Origin of the sequence: Tardiphaga sp. 768_D3_N2_1 (assembly GCF_052076105.1) — a bacterium.
GTDB lineage: Bacteria > Pseudomonadota > Alphaproteobacteria > Rhizobiales > Xanthobacteraceae > Tardiphaga.
On record NZ_CP197245.1, the window covers coordinates 3490933 to 3513840 of the forward strand.

Annotated in this window: 17 protein-coding genes; 9 read left to right on the forward strand and 8 right to left on the reverse strand. The window is 62.4% G+C overall.

Translation table 11 applies throughout. The annotated features are described in order from the left end of the window. Positions 1-121 precede the first annotated feature (121 nt). From ppc to AB8A27_RS16510, 6 genes are all read right to left on the reverse strand, one after another. Complete coding sequence (gene ppc, locus AB8A27_RS16485) at positions 122-2938, reverse strand: phosphoenolpyruvate carboxylase (RefSeq protein WP_441244930.1); 2817 nt, start codon at positions 2936-2938, stop codon at positions 122-124. 61 nt (positions 2939-2999) lie between these two features. Continuing rightward, positions 3000-3923 (reverse strand): DUF1932 domain-containing protein, encoded by a 924-nt coding sequence (locus AB8A27_RS16490; RefSeq protein ID WP_441242825.1) that lies wholly within the window; start codon positions 3921-3923, stop codon positions 3000-3002. A 5-nt stretch (positions 3924-3928) separates the two neighbouring features. Beyond that, on the reverse strand, positions 3929-4915 hold the full coding sequence (locus tag AB8A27_RS16495) for a tripartite tricarboxylate transporter substrate binding protein (protein WP_441242826.1): 987 nt from the start codon (positions 4913-4915) through the stop codon (positions 3929-3931). 60 nt (positions 4916-4975) lie between these two features. Further along, on the reverse strand, positions 4976-5779 hold the full coding sequence (locus AB8A27_RS16500; RefSeq protein ID WP_441242827.1) for a transporter substrate-binding domain-containing protein: 804 nt from the start codon (positions 5777-5779) through the stop codon (positions 4976-4978). A gap of 10 nt (positions 5780-5789) precedes the next feature. Then, a complete protein-coding gene (locus tag AB8A27_RS16505; RefSeq protein WP_441242828.1) occupies positions 5790-7334 on the reverse strand; it encodes an acyl-CoA synthetase in 1545 nt (514 codons plus the stop codon). Between the two features lie 160 nt (positions 7335-7494). After that, on the reverse strand, positions 7495-8307 hold the full coding sequence (locus AB8A27_RS16510; RefSeq protein ID WP_441242829.1) for a crotonase/enoyl-CoA hydratase family protein: 813 nt from the start codon (positions 8305-8307) through the stop codon (positions 7495-7497). Between the two features lie 113 nt (positions 8308-8420). On the opposite strand from AB8A27_RS16510, the gene AB8A27_RS16515 reads away from it, so the two are divergent. After that, the gene (locus AB8A27_RS16515) at positions 8421-9293 is read left to right on the forward strand and encodes an SDR family oxidoreductase (RefSeq protein ID WP_441242830.1); all 873 of its coding nucleotides are present in this window, start codon (positions 8421-8423) and stop codon (positions 9291-9293) included. Between the two features lie 200 nt (positions 9294-9493). Here AB8A27_RS16515 and AB8A27_RS16520 read toward each other — a convergent pair whose 3' ends face one another. Continuing rightward, a complete protein-coding gene (locus AB8A27_RS16520) occupies positions 9494-9907 on the reverse strand; it encodes a hypothetical protein (RefSeq protein ID WP_441242831.1) in 414 nt (137 codons plus the stop codon). A 129-nt stretch (positions 9908-10036) separates the two neighbouring features. Between AB8A27_RS16520 and AB8A27_RS16525 the strand changes: the two genes are divergently transcribed. The 4 genes from AB8A27_RS16525 to AB8A27_RS16540 all read left to right on the forward strand — a co-directional run bounded on the left by AB8A27_RS16525 (position 10037) and on the right by AB8A27_RS16540 (position 14753). Continuing rightward, positions 10037-10840, forward strand: coding sequence for an AraC family transcriptional regulator (locus tag AB8A27_RS16525; protein ID WP_441244931.1), 804 nt, complete (start codon positions 10037-10039; stop codon positions 10838-10840). 154 nt (positions 10841-10994) lie between these two features. Beyond that, positions 10995-12572, forward strand: coding sequence for a fatty acid--CoA ligase (locus AB8A27_RS16530; RefSeq protein ID WP_441242832.1), 1578 nt, complete (start codon positions 10995-10997; stop codon positions 12570-12572). 202 nt (positions 12573-12774) lie between these two features. Beyond that, entirely contained in the window at positions 12775-14301 is a 1527-nt protein-coding gene (locus AB8A27_RS16535) for an SUMF1/EgtB/PvdO family nonheme iron enzyme (RefSeq protein WP_441242833.1), read from the forward strand. Between the two features lie 26 nt (positions 14302-14327). Further along, a complete protein-coding gene (locus AB8A27_RS16540; protein WP_441242834.1) occupies positions 14328-14753 on the forward strand; it encodes a DUF4399 domain-containing protein in 426 nt (141 codons plus the stop codon). 118 nt (positions 14754-14871) lie between these two features. Here the strand turns inward: AB8A27_RS16540 and AB8A27_RS16545 are convergent, their stop codons facing one another. Then, positions 14872-15360, reverse strand: a complete 489-nt coding sequence (locus tag AB8A27_RS16545; RefSeq protein ID WP_286144354.1) for a phasin family protein — start codon at positions 15358-15360, stop codon at positions 14872-14874. Positions 15361-15849: 489 nt separating this feature from the next. Between AB8A27_RS16545 and AB8A27_RS16550 the strand changes: the two genes are divergently transcribed. The 4 genes from AB8A27_RS16550 to AB8A27_RS16565 all read left to right on the forward strand — a co-directional run bounded on the left by AB8A27_RS16550 (position 15850) and on the right by AB8A27_RS16565 (position 22904). Next, entirely contained in the window at positions 15850-17391 is a 1542-nt protein-coding gene (locus AB8A27_RS16550; RefSeq protein WP_441242835.1) for a WS/DGAT/MGAT family O-acyltransferase, read from the forward strand. A gap of 9 nt (positions 17392-17400) precedes the next feature. Beyond that, positions 17401-18396, forward strand: a complete 996-nt coding sequence (locus AB8A27_RS16555; protein ID WP_441242836.1) for an alpha/beta fold hydrolase — start codon at positions 17401-17403, stop codon at positions 18394-18396. Positions 18397-18529: 133 nt separating this feature from the next. Further along, positions 18530-21760: a bifunctional cytochrome P450/NADPH--P450 reductase gene (locus AB8A27_RS16560; protein WP_441242837.1), complete on the forward strand. Its 3231-nt coding sequence runs from the start codon at positions 18530-18532 to the stop codon at positions 21758-21760. A 226-nt stretch (positions 21761-21986) separates the two neighbouring features. After that, a complete protein-coding gene (locus AB8A27_RS16565; protein WP_441242838.1) occupies positions 21987-22904 on the forward strand; it encodes an alpha/beta hydrolase in 918 nt (305 codons plus the stop codon). Positions 22905-22908 lie beyond the last annotated feature (4 nt).

The following is a 22908-nucleotide window of genomic DNA, read 5'->3' on the forward strand; positions in this document are numbered from 1 at the left end:
GCCGTCGTGGCCGGGCTTGTCCCGGCCATCCACGTCTTCCTGCTGATTTGACCAAGGCGTGGATGCCCGGGACAAGCCCGGGCATGACGCGGGGATGGTAAGAGCGCCGCCGTAGCGCTCCCTACCCGCTATTCCGCAACCCCGCCGAGATGCCGTTGATGGTCAGCTGAATCCCGCGCAGCACCTGCTCGTCCGGATTGTTCGCGCGGTGCTCCTTGAGCAGTTCGACCTGCACATGGTTGAGCGGATCGAGATACGGGAAGCGGTTACGGATCGAGCGGTCGAGCAGCGGATTGCCCTGCAGCAACCGCTCCTGCTCCATAATGTCGAGCAGCGTCTCGATGGCGAGATGCCATTCGCGGCGGATACGGCCGAAGATGGTTTCGCGGAGTTTCTCGTCGGCGACAAGCTCAGCATAGCGCGAGGCGATGGCAATGGAGCTCTTGGCCAGCACCATGTCCATGTTCGACAGCAGCGTGCGAAAGAACGGCCATTCGCGGTGCATCTCCTGCAGGAAGGCCATGCCCTTGTCGGGATGGTTGACGAGCCACGCCTCGATGGCGCTGCCGAAGCCGTACCAGCCCGGCAGCATCAACCGGCATTGCGCCCATGAGAACACCCAGGGGATGGCACGGAGATCCTCGATGGCGCGGGTCTTCTTGCGCGACGCCGGACGGCTGCCGATGTTCAGCGTCGAGATCTCGTTGATAACGGTGGATTCCCAGAAGTAATCGACGAAGCCCTCGGTCTCGTAGACGAGCCCGCGATAGGCCTTGAAGGCGAGTTCGGAAATCTCTTCCATCGCGTCGAGATATTCGCGCCGCGGCGCCGAGTGCTTCGGCGCCAGCAGGCTCGCCTCCAGCGTCGCGGCGGCGAGGATTTCCAGATTATTGCGGCCGACCTCGGCGTTGGAATATTTGCTTGAGATGATCTCGCCCTGTTCGGTGATGCGGATCTGGCCATCCACCGCGCCGCCGGGCTGGGCCAGGATCGCATCATGGCTCGGGCCGCCGCCGCGACCGACCGAGCCGCCGCGGCCGTGGAACAGCCGCAGACGAATGTGATGCCGTTCGAACACTTCGATCAGGTCGATCTCGGCCTTATACAATTCCCAGCCCGAGGTAACGAAACCGCCATCCTTGTTGCTGTCGGAATAGCCGAGCATGACTTCCTGCACCGCACCGCGGCTGTCGACCAGCTTGCGATAGTCGTGCAGCGAGAACATCCGGTCCATGATCCCGGCGGAGGCCTGCAGATCCTCGATGGTCTCGAACAGCGGCACGATATTGATGCCGCTGCGACCGGAGCAATCCACCAGCCCGACTTCCTTCAGCAGCACCGCGACTTCGAGCATGTCGGAGACGCCCTTGCACATGGAGATGATGCATTGGGGGATCGCGGCTGCGCCGAATTTCGCATGGACCTGCGCCGCCATACGAAACAGCGCGAGTTCACCCAGCGTCTCCTCGCTATATTTGACGAACAGCGAACCGAGCGGCCGCGCGTTCTTCAATTCATTCGTCAATAGCGCGATGCGCGCCTCCTCGCCGAGCGCGAGATAGGATTTGCCCGGCATCGCGGCATCGATCAGCTCGGCGACAGTGCGTTCATGCACGGCCGAATTCTGCCGGATATCGAGGCTGGCGAGATAGAAGCCGAAACAATCCACCGCGCGGCGCAGCTGCCGCAGCCGGCCGCGGGCGATGACTGCGGAATTATCCGCGATCAGCGAGCGATCGAGCACATCGAGATCGGCCTTGAACTCGGCCGCCGATGCATAAGGCGGCGCATCGCCCACGGCGGCGCGGCGGTTCGGCAGTTCGAGCGCATGCGCCGTCGCCGCCATCCGCGCATAGACGCCGGAGATCGCCAGACGATAGGGCTCACCGGCACGATGCGGCGATGGATCGGGCGAGCGCTCGGCCAATGCGCGCAGCTCATCGGAGACATCGGCGAGATGCGCCGCCATCGACAATTCCGCGCCCAGCGCGTGGAGTTCGTCGAGATAGAAGCTGAAGGCGCGCCTGCTCTGCAGCATGATGGTGCCGCGCATTACATCCGCCGTAACGAACGGATTGCCGTCGCGGTCGCCGCCGATCCAGCTTCCCATGCGCAGGAATGAGCCGAGTTCGGCAGCGCCGCCCTGCGCGCGTAGGCTGTCCTCCAGCGCGCAATGCAGCCGCGGCACTTCGCGCAAAAACGTATAGTCGTAGAACGACAATCCGTTGGTGACCTCGTCGAGCACCGTGAGCTTGCTCCGGCGCAGCAGATTGGTCTGCCACAGCGTCACCACCGCGCGGCGCAATTGCTCCTCGGAGGCTTCGGTCTCTTCAGCGGTGAGCTGCATGCGCTCGCGCCGGTCCAGCAGCGCCGCGATTTCCATTTCGCGGTCGATGGTGCTCTTGCGGCGCACTTCCGTGGGATGCGCGGTCAGCACCGGCGAGATCAGCGCCTGTCCGAAGAACTTGCTGAGCAGCGCCGCATCGATGCCGGCCTCGCGCGCGCGCTTCACCGCATGGGCCAGCGTGCCCGATGCGTTGGCCGCATTCGCGCGCTGCGCCCGCATGCGGCGGATATTGTTCTGGTCTTCGGCGATATTGGCGAGATGCGAAAAGTAGCTGTAGGCGCGAACGATGCGCACGGTCTCGGCGATCGACATGCCGTCGAGAATGGTTTCGAGCTCGCGCCGTGCCAGCTTGTCGTCGCCGCGGTGGAAGCGAACCGAGGTCTGGCGGATGTTCTCGACCAGGGCGAATACCGCCTCGCCTTCCTGATCCCGCACGGTGTCGCCAAGGATACGGCCGAGCAGCCGGATATCCTCGCGCAGCCGGGCATCGGCCTCCTGGGCCGCAATGTCGTCGCCGCGGGGGATAGCGGTTTCTTCGGTGGACAGAGGCAGGGACACAAGGACGCTCCAGGAAGTTGCCGGCGCCCCCATTTGGTCGCAAGTCATGCTGCGACGCAAGATCAAGTTGCAGCGCGCAGCCCTGTCCCGGAACTCAGCCTTGCGGCTTTACCTTGCCCAGGATCCGATCCGCCTCGACGCGCCAGTCCGCACTCCGCGCAAATTCCGGCGTGCCCTTCACGCCGAACAGCCCGTCATCGGCGAGATCGGCGACCCAGCCCTGACGCTCGGCCGTGCCTTCCGCCGACCACGGTGTCAGCCCGATCTCACGCACGGTCTCGGCGACCTCGCGGACTTCCTCGCTGCGGCGACGGCCGTGTTCGATGACACGCTGAAAGAAATAGGCGCCCTGCTTCTCCCAGTCGATGCTCGGAAACGTCTCGACCAGCGAGGCGATCACGGCATCCTCGACGCCATAGGCGCGTGCCGTGGTGAAGCTCTCGATCACCATGGCCTCGAGGCCCTTGATCATGATGCTGCGGCACATCTTGGTGGCCGAGGCGACGCCAAGCTTGTCGCTGGCGACTTTCGCATCGAAGCCGATGGCATTGAGCAGCGGCGCGAGATCCCGCGCGCCTGATCCGCCGAGCAGCAGCGGCACCTTGATACGGTATGGCGGGATCGAGGTCATGACCGCACCCTCGACATAGCGGCCACCGCCACCGTCGATCAGCGCCGCGGCGCGCTGCTTGGCGCCGGGCGATGCGGAGTTGAAATCGAGAAACCACACCTGCGGCTTCAGACCGGGCACACAGGCCTGCGCCGCCGGTACGGTCTGGCTTGCGGTCACCGCACAGACGATGAAATCCGCGCGCGAGGCCAGATCGGCATGGGAGGATGCGAGCGTGACGCCGTGCGTCCCGGCATGGTCGCGCAACGACGCAGCATCCTTGCCATCGAGTTTGAGATCATAGGCGCTGACGCGGATATCCTGCTTCCGCAGGTCTTCGGCGAGAATGCGCCCGACTTCGCCATAGCCGATCAGGCCGACGTGCCACTGGTTCGAACGTTCAGTCATATTGCTTACTGGACCTTGATGTTTGCCGCCTTCAGCACCGGCCCCCATTTGTCCGCTTCGGCATGCATGAACTTGTCGAAATCTGCGGGCGAGGAACCGACCGGCGTGGCATCGATCTTCTTCAGCGCCGCCAGCACCACCGGATCCTTCAAGGCCGTCACCAGATCCGCATGGATCTTCGCCACGACATCGGCCGGCATGCCCGCAGGCCCGAGGAAGCCCCACCACACCGCCGTATCATAACCGGCGACGCCGGATTCGGCGACCGTCGGCACGTTGGGCAGCGCCGCCGAGCGCGTCGCTGTCGTCACCGCCATGGCACGCACCGCGCCGCCTTCGAGCTGGCCGACGATCTCGGGCAGCGGATTGATGCTCATGGGAATGTCGCCCGCAATGACGGCGGTCAGTGCCGGCGCGCCACCCTTGTAGGGGATCGAAACGATCTTCGTGCCGGCCATGTGGTTCAGCAATTCCCCGGCGAGATGTGCCGAGGTGCCATTGCCGGACATGCCATAGGACAGCGCGTCCGGCTTGGCTTTCGCCTGCGCCAGCAATTCCTGCAGGTTCTTTGCCGGATTGTCCTTCGACACCACGATGGCCAGCGGCGAATAGGCGACTTCGCTGATCGCCGTGAAATCCTTGAACGTGTCGTAAGGCAGTTTCGGATAGAAGAACTGATTGAGCGGATGGCCCGAGGCGACGAGGATCAGCGTGTATCCGTCGGGCGCCGACTTCACGAGGGCCTGCGAGGCAATGATGCCGCCGGCGCCCGGACGGTTGTCCACGACGGGCTGCTGGCCCCAGGTCTTTGACAGCGATTGCGCAAAGGTCCGCGCCAGCACATCGACCGCGCCGCCTGCCGCATAAGGCACGAGGATCGTCACCTGTTTGTTGGGAAACGTCTGGGCGTGCAGCGACGGACTGGTGAAAGACAGCAATGCAGCCGCCGTGGCGATGGCCAGTTTCATGGGTGCAGGCAAAGACACGGGCATGAGCGGTCGTCCCTCTTGTAATATTGCGCAACAATCTCGTGTCGTTGCTACTTGATGGTGCTACCTGGCTGTGGTCGCAGCACGCAGCCCGGATCGTGCGATGGCCGCATCGACCAGTCCCTGCGCTTTCACATCCTCGGTGAATTTGCGGACAAATGCCATCCCCTCGTCGCGCCCCTTGGGGATCGCGATGGCATGCCGCTCGACGCCCCAGCGGCCATCGAGCACCTTCGCGCCCGGCGCCTGTTCGGCGAGTTCGAACAGTGTCGCCTTGTTGGTGGCGAACACATCGATGCTGCCAGCCATCAGCAGGCCGGGCGCGAGCCTGATCGCCGGCACGCGAACGACCTCGGCATTCTTCAAATCGCGCGACAGAACCGCATCGGATGAACTTCCGGCGGTGACGCCGACATGAACGCCTTTGACATCGACATCATCAGGCCCCGCAACCCTGGAATCCTTCGCGACGAGATAGCCGAGATCGCTTTCCAGATAAGACGGGCCGAAATCCATGTCCTTGGCGCGCGCAGCCGACGCATTGGTGAAGGCGGCATCGACAGCGCCCGACTTCACCGCTTCGAGAACCTCGGCGTTCTTCGAAAACACCACCGGCTCATAGGGCACACCCAATTGCCGCGCGAATTCCTTGCCGAGATCGTAACCGACGCCGCGCGGGCCTTCGGATGCAGATTCGAGAATGGATGTCGGCGTGCCCGGATAGAGACCGACACGCAGCTTGCCGGTTGGTGCGAGGATCTGCTTCGGCTCGAGATCGGCGGCAACTACAGGACCGGCAAACGCTGCCAACAGAGCGATCGCCGCGATCTGCGCGGCAAGTTTGTTTCCAACCGTTGCCGCGCGCATCGCCAATCTCCTAGATGGTCCGTCCCGCTTTTGCCCAATAGGGATCGCGCAGCCGGCGCTTGAAGATCTTGCCGGAGTCTTCGCGCGGCAGAGTGCTCTGGATTTCCATCTGCTTCGGCACCTTGTAGTCGGCCAATGCCTTCTTGAGGTCCGCACGCACCAATGCAAGGTCCAGCACCACACCCGGCTGAGGCTCGATCACCGCCATCAGCGACTCGCCGAACTCCTCGTCGGGAATACCGAACACGGCGCAGTCATGCACACCGGGCACGGCATGCAGTGCGGCTTCGATTTCGGCTGGATAGATGTTGACGCCGCCGGAGATCACCATGTCGCGCTTGCGATCGCAGATGAAGACATAGCCGTCGGCATCGAGATAGCCGACATCGCCCGAGGTGATGAAACCGTCGCGATCGATCTCGGCGCGCTTTTCCGGCTTGTTGTGATAGGTAAAATCCGGATTTCCGGCGATGCGTGAATAGATCTCGCCAATCTCGCCTTGCGGCAGGATCTCGCCATTATCGCCGAGGAAACGCAATTCAGCACCGGGGGCGATCTTGCCGACAGTCCCGGGCTTCTTTAGCGCATCTTCGGAATTGGCGAAGGTCACGGCGCCGGATTCGGTCGAGCCATAGAATTCGTAGATCACCGGGCCCCACCAGTCGATCATCGCGGTCTTCACGTCGGCCGGACACGGCGCCGCGGCGTGGATGATGTGGCGCAGCGACGACACGTCGTATTTCTTTCTGATGTCCTCGGGCAGCTTCATCAGGCGGATGAACATGGTCGGCACCATGAAGATGGTGTCGATCTTCTCGTCCTGCACCACGCGCAAAAATTCTTCGGGATCGAAGCGCGGCATCAGCACCAGTGCGCCGCCGAGCCGGCCGGCCCGCAATGCGAAGGCATTGGGGGCCGAGTGATAGAGCGGTCCAGGCAGCAAGGCGCGCGCGCCGGGCTTGAGGCCATAGACGCGTGCGCGCATCTGGTCGGCGGACGCAGCCTGTTCCGGCGTCGGCGCAAAGCGGCGCACGCCCTTCGGATGGCCTGTGGTGCCCGACGTGTAGATCATGTTGTGCGGCTGCGGCAGCGCAGGACCGTCATAGGGCGCCTGTTCGGTCAGCCAGCTTTCCAGATCGATGGCGCCGTCCGGCGTGCCGAGCCGGGCCGGATCGACCTTGTAGTTGGCGATGATCTCCGGCGGTGTCGGCACACTCAGCGATACGATGCCCTGCGGGATCGCATCGCGCAGTTGATGCAGCATATCGGCATGGGCAATCAGGACATTGCTGCCGGAATCCTTGATCACATAGGTGATCTCTTCCGGCTTGAAGTGCCAGTTCACCGGCACGCCGTAGGCGCCGAGCTGCGCCACCGCATAGGCCGCCTCGATAAATGCGATGTCGTTGCGCATCAGAATGCTGACGCTGTCACCCTGCTTGACGCCGAGCCGCGACAGCCCGCCAGCGATGCGGCTCGCCCGTTCGGTCAGTTCGGCAAAGCCGCGGCGGCGATCACCTGACATGACGCCTTGGAAGAGGGAGTTTGCAGACATGGATACGTTTCCGGATTTTTGTTTTTGGTTTTTACTCAGTCCCTCATGGTGAGGAGGCGCGCAGCGCCGTCTCGAACCATGAGTTGCAGCCGCTCCGTCGCCATCCTTCGAGACGCCCGCCTTTGGCGGGCTCCTCAGGATGAGGGCTGAATAGAGTGGCTTACGAGTCCACAAACTTCGGCGCGCGCTTCTCGATATTGGCGCGCACGGCTTCGGTCTGGTTGGGCCCACCCATCAGTCTCATCTGCTCGACGGATTCGGCGAGCAGTGCAGGACCGGGATCGACGGAGAGCTTGTTGAGCATGCGCTTGGCGGCACGGATTGCATCGGGGCTCTTGCCAGCGATCTCCCGCGCAACCGACAAAGCTTCGGCGCGCGGATCGTCGCAGATACGCGTGGCGAGGCCGTAGCTCAGTGCTTCCTGGGCCGAGAAGATGCGGCCGGTGTAAGTGAGGTCACGCAGGATATCGTCACGCACAAGGCTGGCGAGGATCGGCGTGCCGGCCATGTCGGGCACGAGGCCCCATTTGATTTCCATCACCGACATTCGCGTGTCGGGCGCGAGAAAGCGCATGTCGGCGCCAAGCGCGACCTGAAAGCCGCCGCCAAAGGCGACGCCATGCACTGCGGCGATCACCGGCACCGGCAGTTGGCGCCAGCCCCACACCGCCTGCTGGGAGTGATTGCAAGGACCGTGGGTGCGTAGCGCCAGATCGCGTTTCTGCGCGCCGCCAATACCGTCGCCGCCATTGTCGTTCATCGCGGCGAATCGTCCCATGTCGAGGCCGGCGCAGAAGGCGCGGCCTTCGCCGGACAGCACCACCGCGCGCAGGCCCTTCTCGTGGCTCAGCCGCTCGGCGGTATCGACCAATGCCGCGAACATCGCAGCATCCAGCGCATTCATCTTGTCCGCGCGGACCAGCCGAACATCGGCAACGCCGTCCGTCATGGACACAGAGATGCGATCTTCCATGGGAGGTTTCCTTCCTAGACTTGTTCTTATCGTCGCTTTACAGGAAAGCGTTGTCGGGATTTAGTCAATCAACTAATTAATCCGTCCGCATCCTCTTAAATCAGGTGGCTCCCATGTTCAATCAGCAGCTTCTCGCAGGCCGGAAAATCCTCGTTACAGGTGGCGGCACTGGCCTTGGCAAGTCGATGGCGGCGAAATTTCTCGAGCTCGGCGCCGAAGTGCATATCTGCGGTCGCCGCAAGGCTGTATGCGACGAGACCGCAACCGAGCTGATGGCGGAATTTGGCGGCAAGGTCACCAGCCACGGCGTCGACATCCGCGACGCCGCGGCGGTCGACGCGATGATCGACGGCATCTGGGCCGACGGCCCCCTCACCGACCTGATCAACAACGCCGCCGGAAATTTCATCTCGCGGACACAGGACCTGTCGGCGCGCGGCTTCGACGCAGTCGCCAACACGGTGATGCACGGCACGTTCTACATGACCCATGCCGTCGGCCGCCGCTGGATCGCCGACAAGGTGCCGGGCAATGTGGTGTCGATCACCGTGACCTGGGTGCGCAACGGCAGCCCCTATGTGGTGCCCTCCGCCATGAGCAAGTCCGCGATCCATGCCATGACCATGTCGCTCGCCACCGAATGGGGCCGCTACGGCATCCGCCTCAACACCATCGCGCCCGGCGAGATTCCCACCGAAGGCATGAGCAAGCGCATCAAGCCCGGCGACGAGGCCGGCGCACGCACCCGCGCATGGAATCCCATGGGCCGCGTCGGCAAGATGGAAGAGTTGCAGAACCTCGCGGTGTTCCTGATCTCCGGCGGCTGCGACTGGATCAGTGGCGAGACCATCGCCATGGACGGCGCGCAGGCGCTGGCCATGGGTGGCAACTTCTATCAGCTGCGCGAGTGGTCCGATACCGAGTGGATTCAGGCACGCGACAGCATCAAGGCGCAGAACGAAAAGGACAAGGCGCAGCGGGGGTAGTTGCTGGGCAATCGCAGTCGTTATTGTTCGTCATGGCCGGGCTTGTCCCGGCCATCCACGTCTTGGCGCAAGCAAGGAAGGCGTGGATACCCGGGACAAGCCCGGGCATGACGGAGTTTCAGGCACAGCTTTGTGCGCCACGTGGCAAGCTCATTACCACGTGGCAAGCCCATTACTATGAGAGGATGAGTGCGTGGCGATCAATGATCACGCCCGGCCTCGCGCAGCCGCTCACGGGCAACCCGCATCGCCTCGTCGTCGGATGCGACCACCGCCGAACTGATGCCGAATGCCTTCGTCGCCAGCGCCGACTGTGCTTCCACGAGAACGCGCGTAACGGCATTCGGCTCGACGGCGATAATGGCACGGCAAAGCAGCGCGAGCGCCGCCTTGTTGCGCTTCAGCCAAAGCCCCCTCGCTTTGCGATCTTCATGCGCCTCATCATGATGGTGACTGGCCATGATCATGACGAAAGGCTGCTTGCGGCCGATGAGATCGTCCATCTCGACCTCCCACTGCGCCGCACTTCCCGGCTGGATCTCATCATGCCGGACCCACACGATCGGGAACGCCGCAACATCGTGAATGAGAAAGGCTCCGTTATCGAGGCTCATCGTCGTCTCCTGACTGTTCGTTGACCTGCGTGCGGAGATAGACCCGGTCGCTCAAACGCGTTAACGGTATTCGGACGATAAATACTGCAAGCCGGCCACCTTAGATCGGCTCTTGATGCGCCAGTGCCCATGACATCTTTCACCGAGCGTATCGATGGTCCCGCCGCTGTGGCCGTCTGGGGCAGCGACGAGCCTGGCGATGAATTCCGGTTCGGCACGCGCGAACTCGACTGGCACCATCACCTGCGCGGTCAATTGTTCTGCATCGAAAGCGGATTGATCCGGGTTCACACCAAGTATGGTTCATGGCTGCTGCCGCCACAGCGCATCGGCTGGCTGCCGCCCCGCCTCGAGCACAAGGTAACCATGAGCGGCGTGCTCAGCGGCTGGGGCGTGTTGCTGACACCTGCTGCAAGCAAGACGCTGCCCGATCAGCCATGCGTGATGGGCGGTAGTGAATTGCTACGCGCTCTGGTGAGACGCGCCGCCGGCTGGACCAACGCCGACCGGCTGACGTCAGAACAGGGGCGCGTCGTCGCTGTTTTGCTCGACGAGATTCGACATGCGCAGCGGGAAGCGCTCCATCTCCCCATGCCCACCGACCTCAGGGCATTGCGGATCGCCAACACGCTTATCAAGCGACCAGACGATGCGCGGACACTGCAGGAACTGGCCGAAGCCGCCGGCCTCTCAGAGCGAACGGCGCGCCGTGTATTTGCCGCCGAAACCGGCATGAGTTTTATGCAGTGGCGGCAGCAGGCGCGTCTCACGCTGGCGCTGGAACGGCTGGCCGCCAATGAACCCGTCGCGGATGTGGCCGAAGCGCTCGGCTATGCCACGCCCAGTAACTTCATCGCCATGTTTCGACGCGCCTTCGGCGAGCCGCCAGCGCGTTATTTTGCCAGACAACGCAGGACACGCAGCTCGACCTGATCTGGACCAAACGATTTCATCGGCAGATCAGCCAAATGACTCCGCACAGCGCGTCGCCGCTCTCACCGCAGTGCAAAATCTTTCTCATCTTGTCAGCACAACCGGACGCCCTCACACTCTCCGCAACTAATAATAGTCGGAGGGAGGGAAATACATGTCCGTTACGGAAGCGGCCACGCTGGCCGATGTCATTCGCGTGCAGGCACAGACGCGTGGCGACAAGACTGCATTGGTGTTCGAGGGGCGCGACACCAGCTTCGCCAAGCTCGATCGCGATGCCAACCGGGTTGCCAACGGGCTCATCGCCCTTGGCGTCAAGCCGAACGAACGCATCGCCTATCTCGGCAAGAACAGCGACCTCTTCATCGAGCTTCTTGCCGGCGCGGTAAAGGCCAAGGTGGTGGCGGCGCCGGTGAACTGGCGCCTCGCCGGACCAGAGATCGCCTTCATCGTCGACGACGCGAAGGCACAGGTGCTGTTCGTCGGACCGGAATTCGTCGATCTCGTTCGCGGTCTGCAGCCGCAAATGCCGGGCGTGCGCATCGTCATGACCATGGAAGGCGGTGCATCGGAGTGGCAGGATTTCACGGCCTGGCGCGACGCACAGAGCGAGCGCGACCCGAACCTCGCAACGACCAAGGACGACGTCGCGATCCAGCTCTACACGTCGGGCACCACAGGAAAACCAAAAGGCGCGATGCTGTCGCACCAGAATTTCCTGTCACTGCTGCGCATCGGCGGCACCGACGCGAACCCGGACTGGAACGTTTGGACCGCCGACGATGTCTCGCTGGTGGCGATGCCGGTATTTCATATCGGCGGCGTCGGCTGGGCGGTGTTCGGGCTCTATCACGGCGCCAAGAGCGTGATCGCCAGGGAGTTCGACCCGAACAAGGTGCTCGATTTCTTCCGCGACTACGGCATCAGCAAACTGTTCCTGGTGCCGGCGGCGATGCAGTTCATCGTACGGCAACCGCGGGCGCGCGAGATGGATTTCAGCAAGCTGCGCTACATCATGTATGGCGCGTCGCCGATCCCGGCTGCATTGCTCAAGGAATGCATCAGCGTGTTCGGCTGTGGCTTCGTGCAGATGTACGGGATGACCGAGACCACCGGTACCATCGTGGTGCTGGCGCCGGAAGATCATGTCGAAGGACGCGACTGCATGCGCTCCGCCGGCAAGGCGCTGCCAGGAATCGAGATCGCCATTCTCGATGCCGACGGCAAGCCGCTGCCGACAGGTGAGGTCGGCGAGATCGCGACGCGCTCGGCGTCCAACATGGTGGGCTACTGGAACCTGCCGGACGCGACTGCGCGCACGCTGGATCGCGACAACTGGCTGCGCACCGGCGATGCCGGCTATCTCGACAAGGACGGCTTCCTGTACATCCACGATCGCATCAAGGACATGATCATTTCCGGCGGCGAGAACATCTATCCCGCCGAAGTCGAAAGCGCGATCTGCGATCATCCGGATGTGGCCGAGGTCGCCGTCATCGGTATTCCCGACGATACCTGGGGCGAAGCGGTGAAGGCCGTAGTGGTGCTGAAACCCGGCAAGGAGCTTAGCGTGACCGACCTGATGAAGTTCACGCGCGAGCGCATCGCGGGCTTCAAAGCGCCGAAGACGATCGACTTCATCGCTGCATTGCCACGCAATGCGTCGGGCAAGATCCTGCGACGACAATTGCGCGATCCGTATTGGGTCGGGAAAGAGCGGCAGGTGAACTGACAACCTGTTCTGCGGCCATCGGCGCCGGGTATATCGATACAGCGAATGCGAGGGACTTCGTCATCTCGCTACCGCGCGGCTGCTCCGGGATCATGCGATTGGCGATTTCAGCTAATTGTCTGACGGAGACGTTGAGCGTAGCGTCATGACGGTCAGCCGAACGGCTAATGAACCTCGTGTGTCAGTTGTAGAGGCGCAGGTCATGCGCGGCGAGATTCGTGACATCAATTCTGGCAGGGGCAAGGACCCTGCCGCCCCGCGCGCCGGATCGCCGCGTCGCCTTGCGGCGATCGTTGTGGGGGACATCTGCGGTTATAGCCGCCTCATGGAACTCGACGAGGAAGAAACGCATGCGCGCGTCAAGCGCATCGAGCGTGATCTCATCGAGCCAACCATTACCGAGCACGACGGCAAACTCGTCAAAACGACTGGCGATGGGTTCATTGCGATCTTCGACAGTCCGGTCGAAGCCGTTCGATGCGGCATCGTCATCCAGCAAAGCATGATCGGACGCAACGCGGCGCTGCCAAAGAATTCCTGGATCGAATATCGCATTGGCGTCAATCTGGGAGACGTGATCATCGAGCCTAACGATGTCTTCGGCGATGGCGTCAATATCGCTGCCCGCCTCGAGGGCATTGCCGACCCCGGCCAGGTGTACATCTCCGGTGGCATCTACGAGCAGATCAAGCACAAGCTCGTCTGCGGCTATGAGTCCCTTGGAGATCGCAAGATCAAGAACATTACCGACCCCGTGCGCGTTTACCGAGTGCTTCCTGATCCCGCGGCATTCAACAAGGTACGGAAGCGGCGCGAACTTGTTCTGATCGTTTCGTTCTGCGCCATCCTGCTGGCGATCGCAGGCGCCGGCGTCTGGTACATGAGGACTTATCCGCGCGCTGAAATCGGCAATCAGGCATCAGCTCCCGCAGCGCCGCCGCAAGAGACAGGGAATGCAGCCCCCCGATCAGCGCCCGCCGCCAAGCAAGCCCGGCCTGAACCTGCTCCGGTGGTCACGCCTGCCCCGCCCCCGCCGCCTGCACCACCAAAGCCTGTCATAGAGCCCGTCATGATCCCGCTCCCCGGCGGGACCTTCGCGATGGGCAGCAATGACGACATATCGGAAAAGCCGATACACCAGGTCACGATCAAGCCCTTCGCGATCAGCAAGTATCCGGTCTCGGTTCGTGAGTGGAACGCGTGCGCTGCTGCGAATGCATGCCCGTTCCTGGTGACAGGGCGGGACGACATTCCGGTCACCGATGTGAGCTGGACCGATGCCAAGCAGTTTGTCGCGTGGCTCGCAAAGGAAACGCAAAAAGCCTTCCGACTCCCGAGCGAAGCTGAATGGGAGTATGCCGCGCGTGGCGGCACGCAAACGAAATACTGGTGGGGCGATCAGCTCCAGCCCGGCATGGCCAATTGCAAGAACTGCACGGACGCCACCGCCGAACAGCCGCTCAAGCTCGGCAGCCTGAAGCCAAATCCATTCGGGCTCTACGATATGGGTGGCGGCGTCAATCAATGGACAGAGGATTGCTGGCACAAGAACTATCAGGGTGCCCCGCAGAATGGCGCACCATGGGTCGAGAACGACTGCGTCTCGCACGTCATTCGATCGGGCTCCTGGAAAAACGATGCGCGTTACGTCCGGCCCGCAAGCCGCGATAGCTACGACACCAATGTGCGATATCCGACCCATGGCTTCCGGATTGCCATTTCGTCCTGAGACCGCCCCGAACGAAAGGATGCGTCATGAGGATCACCGGACTCGTCGTGTTGTCCGCCATGCTGTCAATGACGCCCGTTGCAGTCCATGCGCAAGGAAAGCCCGCACCGAAAGATGCGGTTCTCTATTTCGTGTGGCCGCAGGACAAAGCGGTGATCAAGGGCGCGTTCTGGTGTCGTTTCGGACTACGCAACATGGGTGTCACTCATGCAGGCGATAATTTCCAGAACAGCGGCCATCATCATTTATTGATCGATGTGAATGAGCCGCTCGACCCCAAGGAACCGATCCCGCAGGACAAGTCGCACCTCCATTTCGGAGCCGGCCAGACCGAAGCACGCATCGAATTGCCCCCCGGCAAACATACGCTCCAGCTTGTGCTGGGAGACGGCGCTCATTATCCGTTCAGCCCGCCAATCGTTTCGAACAAGATTACCGTGACCATCAAGTGAGCATGCTTCCGACGCCGGGACGCGCGGCCTGCCCTGCCAGAACGACAAAAAAGGCCCGCTTGCGCGGGCCTTTCGAATTCTTGTCGCTCGATCGCGTGTGGATCAGGCGCTCGCTATATCAGGCGCTCTTGGCGAACGACGTCGCCTTCGAGAAGTTGTCCTGCGCGGTCTTGGCGCTTTCCGACACGAGCTTGCCGAGATATTCGGTCGACGCCTTGGCGCGCGAGCTCAGCACTTCGCCATGGGCGCGCACGAGATCGGTCTGCACCTGGAAGGCTTCGCTCAGTGATTTCGCCGAAGCGAGCTTGTCGATGCCGGCGAAGAACGACTGGACGTCCGCGTAGAATGCGTCCTGAACGTTGCGGCTGATCTTGGTGGCTTCGCTGACCGAGTTCGACACGGCGGTCTCGATGGCAGAGGTCACCTTCTCGGAATTGGCCTGGAAGTCGGCGGCCTTGTCCTTGGCAGTGCCGGCAGCGCGCTTGACGAAGTCACGGGTTGCTTCGGGCACTTCCAGATTCTGCAGCTTGGTGAACGCCTCGGTGACGGGCGCGAAAGCCTGCTTGACGTTGTTCAGCACGGAATTGGTTTCAGTCTCGATCGTCATGTTCGTCTCCATCCTCGGGGTTCATCCTCGGGTTTCAGCCATCCTTGAATAAGGCTCGGCTCTCCCCGTCCCGCCGTTGTGGGCCCGGGGTGCAACTTCTATGACATAGTAAATAATGCACTGCAACATCGATGGTGCATCGCACCATCACAAATCCGTGATATGCACTGTAATCAGGCGACACCTGATGCATTAACGGGCTACCGCCAGAGACTTGAAGCGGACAACCAACTGACCTGTTGATTTAGCTTTATAATTTAGCATTTCGAACCGCGGATGCTCCGGATATCCAACCGGGCAAGGCAAATGGCATCTGCCCTTTAAGTCGGCAAACCGACCTCGCGACGCCTCGGCGACCCCAGCCTTAAGTCGTGGGTCTGCCCAGCCTCCGGCCTCGCCTTTGCCATTGCATATTCGCCCCGCGCGCAGGCACACTCATCGGTAGAACGCCGCAAAGGCGTCGGTGACCATGCGAGGGAGGGACGTATCATGGCGGAAGCCAGCAGGAAGCTGTCCTCAATGGACGCGTCGTTTCTGTATCTGGAAACGCCGGAGATGCCGATGCATGTCGGCAGCATGGCGATCTTTCGCCTGCCCGACGACTACAAGGGCGACTTCTTCGAGGACTTCAAGGCGATGATCGCCTCGCGGCTGCATATCGCGCCGATCCTCAAGGCACGGCTGGAAAAGGCCCCGCTGGATATCGACCATCCCTCATGGGTCGAGGACGACCAGTTCGACATCGACCGTCATATCTTTCGCGGCAGCCTGCCCGCCCCGCATGACCGCGCCACGCTGGAGCGCATCGTCGGCTGGATGCATGCCAAGCTGCTCAACCGCGCACGGCCGTTATGGGAGTTCTATGTCTTCGAGGGCATGAAGAACAACGAGATCGGCCTGTATTCGAAGATGCATCATGCCTGCATCGACGGCGGCGCCGGCGCAGCCCTCACCAGCATGATCTATGACGTGACGCCGATCCCGCGCGAGATCGAAAAGCCGGAAGTGCGCGCCAAGCAGCGTCAGGAGCCTCGCGATATCGCAGCGAGCTTCATCGACTCTTATCAGCAACTCTGGCGCCAGCCGCTGGAGGGCACCGCCAAGGGCATCGAGCTGCCGCGCTCCGGCAAGAGCGATATCGGCTCGATCCTGTTCGACAACGCCATGTTCCAGATCGAGAGCGCGGTGAAATTCGCTGGTTCCATCCCGACCATGGTGAAGAGTGCGTCCGACGTGATGGCGAAGATCGCCGATCCGAAATCGCGCGACAATCTCAACAGCATGCTGTCGCCGCCGACGCTGCTCAACAAGACGATCTCGTCCGAGCGCAGCTTTGCCGGCGTCTCGGTGCCGCTCTCGGCTGCGAAGGCGGTGGCGAAACAAGCCGGCGGCAAGCTCAACGACGTGGTGCTGGCGCTCTCATCAGGCGTGGTCCGGCGCTATCTGAAAGAGAGAGGCGCGCTGCCCGCGAAGGCGATGACGGCGGCGGTGCCGATCTCGCTGCGCGAGGAAGGCAACACCGATTCAAACAATCAGGTGTTCGGCATGATCTGCTCGATCGCCAGCAATATCGAGGATCCCAAGGAGCGGCTGGAAGCGATCATCGCGCAATCGACCAAGTCCAAGGAGATGTCGCATCCGCTGCGCGCGTTGATGCCGCAGGTCTCCAACATTTCCATGCTGGGCGCACCGATCATGGTGCAGATCCTGGCGCTGCTCTACAGCCGCACCAACCTCTCCGACGTGCTGCCGCCGGCAGCGAACATCACCGTGTCCAACGTGCCGGGCCCGCGCCAGACCTTGTATGCGGCCGGTGCCGAGCTGCTGCACATTTTCCCGGTGTCGATCTCGACTCACGGTCTGGCATTGAACATCACCGTGCAGAGTTACCGCGACCAGCTCGATTTCGGCTTCATCGCCGGCGCCAACATCATCCCGCATGTGCAGGTGCTGGCCGACATGATGCCGGAAGAATTCGCGGCGCTGCAGGCGGCATTCACGCCGCCCGACGCTCTCAAGACCGCCAGCTAGGGACTCATCATGATTGAAATGCCCCCGTTGCAGTTCGCCAAGCTGAATGGCATTCGCATGGGATATTACGACGCCGGCCCCATGAGCGACACGCCGCCCATGGTGCTGTGTCATGGCTGGCCTGAAATGGCGTTCTCCTGGCGCCATCAGATCAAGGCGCTGGCCGCCGCCGGCATCCGCGTCATCGCACCGGACCAGCGTGGCTATGGCGCGACGTCGCGACCCGACGCCGTCGAGGACTACAGCATCGAGCATCTCACCGGCGATCTCGTCGCCCTGCTCGATCATCTCAACATCGACAAGGCGATCTTCGTCGGCCATGACTGGGGCGGCTTCATCGTCTGGCAGATGCCGCTGCGGCACCGCGACCGCGTCGCCGGCGTGGTCGGCGTGAATACGCCGCACACCGATCGCGCGCCGGTCGATCCGTTGCAGATCTACAAAAAGCGCTTCGGCGAGACGATGTATATCGTCCAGTTCCAGGATCCCGCGCGCGAGCCGGATCGCATCTTCGGCGAGAATGTCGACAAGGCCTTCGACTTCTTCATGCGCAAGCCGATGCCGCGCAAACAACCCAATGTCGGCGAAGCACCGGTCGGCGGCATCGGCGCGTCGTCCAAAACCAATCTGGCATTTCCGCAAATGGTCGCGGGCTACGATCCCGAAAAGGACCCGCGGCAGAAGATTCTCTCCGACGAGGAAAAGCAGATCTTCGTCGACGCCTTCAAGGAATCCGGCTTCACCGGCGGCATCAACTGGTATCGCAACATGAGCGCCAACTGGGAGCGCGCCAAAGGGCTCGATCACACGGTCCGCGTGCCGTCGCTGATGATCATGGCGGAGAACGACGCGGTGCTGCCGCCCTCTTCCGCCGACGGCATGGAAAACATCATTCCCGATCTGGAGAAATATCTGGTGAAGGACAGCGGCCACTGGACCCAGCAGGAGAAGCCCGACGAGGTCAGCCAGGTGCTGATCGACTGGCGGCGAAGACGGTTTGGGTAAGACGGGACACTAAGACCTTTCCACGTCATTGCGAGCGCAGCGAAGCAATCCAGAAAGCAACAAAGAAAGACTGGATTGCTTCGTCGCTTCGCTCCTCGCAATGACGAACATAAAATGACGGGGAAACAACGGAATGTCCTCCACCAACAAACTCGCCCCGATCCCGCATCCGCCGAAGAAACCGGTCGTCGGCAACATGCTGTCGCTGGACGCCAATGCGCCGGTGCAGGATCTGGCGCGGCTAGCCAAGGAGCTTGGACCGATCTTCTGGCTGGACATGATGGGTTCGCCCATCGTGATCGTCGGCGGCCACGATCTGGTGGACGAGCTCAGCGACGAGAAGCGCTTCGACAAGGCGGTGCGCGGCGCGTTGCGCCGGGTGCGCGCCGTCGGCGGCGACGGACTGTTCACGGCGGACACGAAAGAGCCGAACTGGACCAAGGCGCACAACATCCTGCTGCAGCCTTTCGGCAATCGCGCGATGCAGTCCTATCACCCGAGCATGGTGGATATCGCCGAGCAGCTGGTGAAGAAATGGGAACGTCTCAACACCGAGGAGGAGATCGACGTCGTCCATGACATGACGGCGCTGACCCTCGACACCATCGGCCTGTGCGGCTTCGATTATCGCTTCAACTCGTTCTACCGGAGCGACTATCACCCCTTCGTGGAATCGCTGGTGCGCTCGCTCGAAACCATCATGATGACCCGCGGCCTGCCGCTGGAAAGCTTGTGGATGCAGAAGCGCCGCCGCGATCTCGCCGGCGACGTCGCCTTCATGAACTCCATGGTCGACGAGATCATCGCCGAGCGCCGCAAAGCCGCCGAGGCAGCGGACGGCAAGAAGGACATGCTGGCAGCGATGATGACCGGTGTCGACCGCGCCACCGGCGAACAGCTCGACGACGTCAATATCCGCTACCAGATCAACACCTTCCTGATCGCCGGCCACGAGACCACGTCGGGCCTGCTGTCATGTGCGATCTACGCGATGCTGAAACATCCGGAGGTGCTGAAGAAGGCCTATGAGGAAGTCGACCGCGTCTTCGGCCCCGACGTCAATGCCAAGCCGACCTATCAGCAGGTCACGCAGCTTCATTATATCACGCAGATTCTGAAGGAGTCGCTGCGGCTATGGCCGCCGGCACCCGCCTATGGCATCGCGCCGGTGCAGGACGAGACCATCGGCAACGGCAAATACAAGCTCCGCAAGGGCACCTTCGTCACCATCCTGGTGCTGGCACTGCATCGCGATCCCTCGGTCTGGGGACCCAATCCCGATGCGTTCGATCCCGAGAACTTCTCGAAGGAGGCAGAAGCTGCACGGCCGATCAATGCGTGGAAACCGTTTGGTAACGGCCAGCGCGCCTGTATCGGCCGCGGCTTCGCCATGCATGAAGCCGCGCTGGCGCTCGGCATGATCCTGCAGCGCTTCAGGCTGACAGACCACAAGCGCTACCAGATGGTGCTGAAGGAAACGCTGACCATCAAGCCCGACGGTTTCAAGATCAAGGTGCGCCCGCGCCACGATCACGAGCGCGGCGCATTTGCAGGCCGCACAGCCGCGGCCACAGCGGCCGCACCGCTCGCGCCCGTCGCTACCGGCCGCGCACGTCCGAGCCACAACACGCCGCTACTGGTGCTCTACGGCTCCAATCTCGGCACCGCTGAAGAATTGGCCACGCGCGTGGCCGATCTCGCCGAGGTCAATGGCTTCGCCACCAAACTCGCACCGCTGGATGATTTTGTAGGCAAACTGCCAACAGAGGGCGGCGTATTGATCTTCTGCGCGTCCTACAATGGCGCGGCGCCCGACAACGCCACACAATTCGTCAATTGGCTCGGCACCGATCTGCCGAAGGATGCCTTCGCCAAAGTGCGCTACGCCGTGTTCGGCTGCGGCAACAGCGACTGGCTCGCGACCTATCAGTCGATCCCCCGCTACATCGACGACAAGCTGCGCGAACATGGCGCGACTAACGCCTATGTCCGCGGCGAAGGCGATGCGCGCGACGATCTCGACGGCCAGTTCGAGGACTGGTTCGCGAAACTCCGTCCGCTGGCCGTGAAGGAATTCGGCCTCGACACCGGTTTCGAGCGCAGCGCCGACGATGCGCCGCTATATCAGATCGAGCCGGTGGCGCCGAGCGCGGTCAACACCGTCGTTGCGCTGGGCGGCGTGGTGCCGATGAAGGTGCTGGGCAATCGCGAGCTGCAGAATGGTGCGTCGGATCGTTCGACCCGGCATATCGAGATCGAATTGCCTGCGGGCACCAGTTACCGCGTCGGCGATCACCTCAGCGTGGTGCCGCGCAACGATCCCGCTTTGGTCGACGCCGTCGCGCGCCGCTTCGGTTTCCTCCCGGACGACCAGATCCGGTTGCAGGTCGCGGAAGGTCGCCGCGCGCAATTGCCGGTCGGCGATGTTGTCTCGGTTGGCCGATTGCTGACGGAGTTCGTCGAGCTGCAGCAGGTCGCCACCCGCAAGCAGATTCAGATCATGGCGGAGAACACGCGCTGCCCGATGACCAAACCGAAATTGCTCGGTTATGTCGGCGACGATCCCGCAGCCAGCGAGCGATATCGCAGCGACATCCTTGCCAAACGCAAATCGGTGTTCGATCTCCTGGAAGAACATCCGGCCTGCGAATTGCCGTTCCACACCTATCTGGAAATGCTGTCGCTGCTGGCGCCGCGCTACTACTCGATCTCATCATCGCCGCAAGGCGCGACGTTACACTGCAGCGTCACCACAGCCGTCGTTCATGGGCCGGCGCATTCCGGCCGCGGCATCTACAAGGGCGTCTGCTCCAACTATCTCAGCGGCCGCCGCGCCGGCGATACCGTCCATGCGATCGTGCGCGAAACCAAGGCCGGCTTCCGCCTGCCCGCCGATCCCTTGGTGCCGCTCATCATGATCGGACCGGGGACGGGCCTCGCGCCGTTCCGCGGCTTCCTGCAGGAACGCGCCGCACTCAAGGCACAGGGTGCGACGCTTGGCCCGGCGCTGCTGTTCTTCGGCTGCCGCCATCCCGATCAGGACTTTCTCTATGCCGAGGAGCTGAAGGCTTTCGCCGCCAATGGTATCTGTGAACTACACACCGCCTTCTCGCGCGGCGATGCGCCGAAGACCTATGTGCAGCACCTCATCACCCAGCAGAAGGATCGCGTCTGGGATCTGATCCAGCAAGGCGCCATTACCTATGTCTGCGGCGATGGCGGCAAGATGGAGCCGGACGTGAAAGCGGCGTTGATGGCGATCCAGCGCGAGCGCAGCGGCGGCGATGACGCTGCGGCGCTGACCTGGATCGATGACCTCGGCACGCGCAATCGCTACGTGCTCGACGTCTGGGCCGGGAGTTAGCGAGAGGCTGATACCAGTTCCATTGTCACAATCGCTGTCATAAAAGCCCGCCCACGCTGTCACAATTGCTGCACGCGCAATCACTCGTTAAGCGCTGCGACGATTTGTTTTGCGCATGACGCGGTTGTCACTTTTTCACAATGACTTTCCATGTCATATGTTTGACATGAGCCCACGTTCCGCCCAATCCCCCGAACCGATTGATGTCCCGTACGAGCCGCCACAGATGGCGCGCGCGAACGGGATCGATATCTGTTTCGATGTGTTTGGCTATTCGGACGCGGAACCGATGGTGATGATCATGGGTCTCGGCGCCCAGATGATCCATTGGGACGACGACTTCTGCCGCGAACTGGCCGCCCACGGCTTTCGCGTGATCCGTTTCGACAACCGCGATATCGGCCTGTCTTCCAAGATGGCCGGCGGCAAACCGTTTACCCTGTTCGAACTGGCCAAGCTGCGCTTCCTCGGCACGCCGGTCGCCGCGCCGTACAAGCTCAGCGACATGGCGACCGATGTGGTGGCCCTGCTCGATGTGCTACGCATCCGCTCCGCCCATGTGGTCGGCGCCTCGATGGGCGGCATGATCGCACAGGAAATGGCGATCACTTATCCGGAGCGCCTGCGCTCGCTGACCTCGATCATGTCGACCACGGGCAATCCGCGTCTGCCGCAGCCGAGCCGTGCGGTGTCGCTGTTACTGTTGAAGCCGCAGCCTGTAGGCTATGAGGCGTTCCTCGAACGTTTCAAGCAGACCTGGCTGTTCCTGCGCGTCGGCAGTTTCCCCGACGACGAAGCGAGGGATCTCGACCGCGCCGAGCGGACCTATGCGCGCGGCCTCAATCCGGAAGGCGTCGGCCGGCAGCTCCGCGCCATTCTCGCCTCGGGCAGCCGCAAGGAAAGACTCGCCAAGGTCACCGCGCCGACGCTGGTGATCCACGGCAAGATCGATCCTCTGGTGCATCCGGCCGCCGGCCGTGACACGGCCGCGTCGATTCCCGGCGCCAGGCTGATGATGGTCGACCGGATGGGCCACGCGCTGCCGATCTCGATGTGGTCCACGGTGATCGACGCCATCTCGCGGCATGCGCATGGCGCGAAGCATCAGCAGCCGCTGCAGGCCAACGCACGCCGCGCGGGCTGAGCCC

Excerpts from the sequence above, each read along its gene's own strand:
- AB8A27_RS16500 (WP_441242827.1), bottom strand. The coding sequence starts at position 5,779 with ATGCGCGCGGCAACGGTTGGAAACAAACTTGCCGCGCAGATCGCGGCG.
- AB8A27_RS16545 (WP_286144354.1), bottom strand. The coding sequence starts at position 15,360 with ATGACGATCGAGACTGAAACCAATTCCGTGCTGAACAACGTCAAGCAG.
- AB8A27_RS16515 (WP_441242830.1), top strand. The coding sequence starts at position 8,421 with ATGTTCAATCAGCAGCTTCTCGCAGGCCGGAAAATCCTCGTTACAGGT.
- AB8A27_RS16490 (WP_441242825.1), bottom strand. The coding sequence starts at position 3,923 with ATGACTGAACGTTCGAACCAGTGGCACGTCGGCCTGATCGGCTATGGC.
- AB8A27_RS16540 (WP_441242834.1), top strand. The coding sequence starts at position 14,328 with ATGAGGATCACCGGACTCGTCGTGTTGTCCGCCATGCTGTCAATGACG.
- AB8A27_RS16520 (WP_441242831.1), bottom strand. The coding sequence starts at position 9,907 with ATGAGCCTCGATAACGGAGCCTTTCTCATTCACGATGTTGCGGCGTTC.
- AB8A27_RS16560 (WP_441242837.1), top strand. The coding sequence starts at position 18,530 with ATGTCCTCCACCAACAAACTCGCCCCGATCCCGCATCCGCCGAAGAAA.
- ppc (WP_441244930.1), bottom strand. The coding sequence starts at position 2,938 with ATGGGGGCGCCGGCAACTTCCTGGAGCGTCCTTGTGTCCCTGCCTCTG.
- AB8A27_RS16565 (WP_441242838.1), top strand. The coding sequence starts at position 21,987 with ATGGCGCGCGCGAACGGGATCGATATCTGTTTCGATGTGTTTGGCTAT.
- AB8A27_RS16510 (WP_441242829.1), bottom strand. The coding sequence starts at position 8,307 with ATGGAAGATCGCATCTCTGTGTCCATGACGGACGGCGTTGCCGATGTT.
- AB8A27_RS16495 (WP_441242826.1), bottom strand. The coding sequence starts at position 4,915 with ATGCCCGTGTCTTTGCCTGCACCCATGAAACTGGCCATCGCCACGGCG.
- AB8A27_RS16525 (WP_441244931.1), top strand. The coding sequence starts at position 10,037 with ATGACATCTTTCACCGAGCGTATCGATGGTCCCGCCGCTGTGGCCGTC.
- AB8A27_RS16555 (WP_441242836.1), top strand. The coding sequence starts at position 17,401 with ATGATTGAAATGCCCCCGTTGCAGTTCGCCAAGCTGAATGGCATTCGC.
- AB8A27_RS16505 (WP_441242828.1), bottom strand. The coding sequence starts at position 7,334 with ATGTCTGCAAACTCCCTCTTCCAAGGCGTCATGTCAGGTGATCGCCGC.
- AB8A27_RS16550 (WP_441242835.1), top strand. The coding sequence starts at position 15,850 with ATGGCGGAAGCCAGCAGGAAGCTGTCCTCAATGGACGCGTCGTTTCTG.
- AB8A27_RS16535 (WP_441242833.1), top strand. The coding sequence starts at position 12,775 with ATGCGCGGCGAGATTCGTGACATCAATTCTGGCAGGGGCAAGGACCCT.
- AB8A27_RS16530 (WP_441242832.1), top strand. The coding sequence starts at position 10,995 with ATGTCCGTTACGGAAGCGGCCACGCTGGCCGATGTCATTCGCGTGCAG.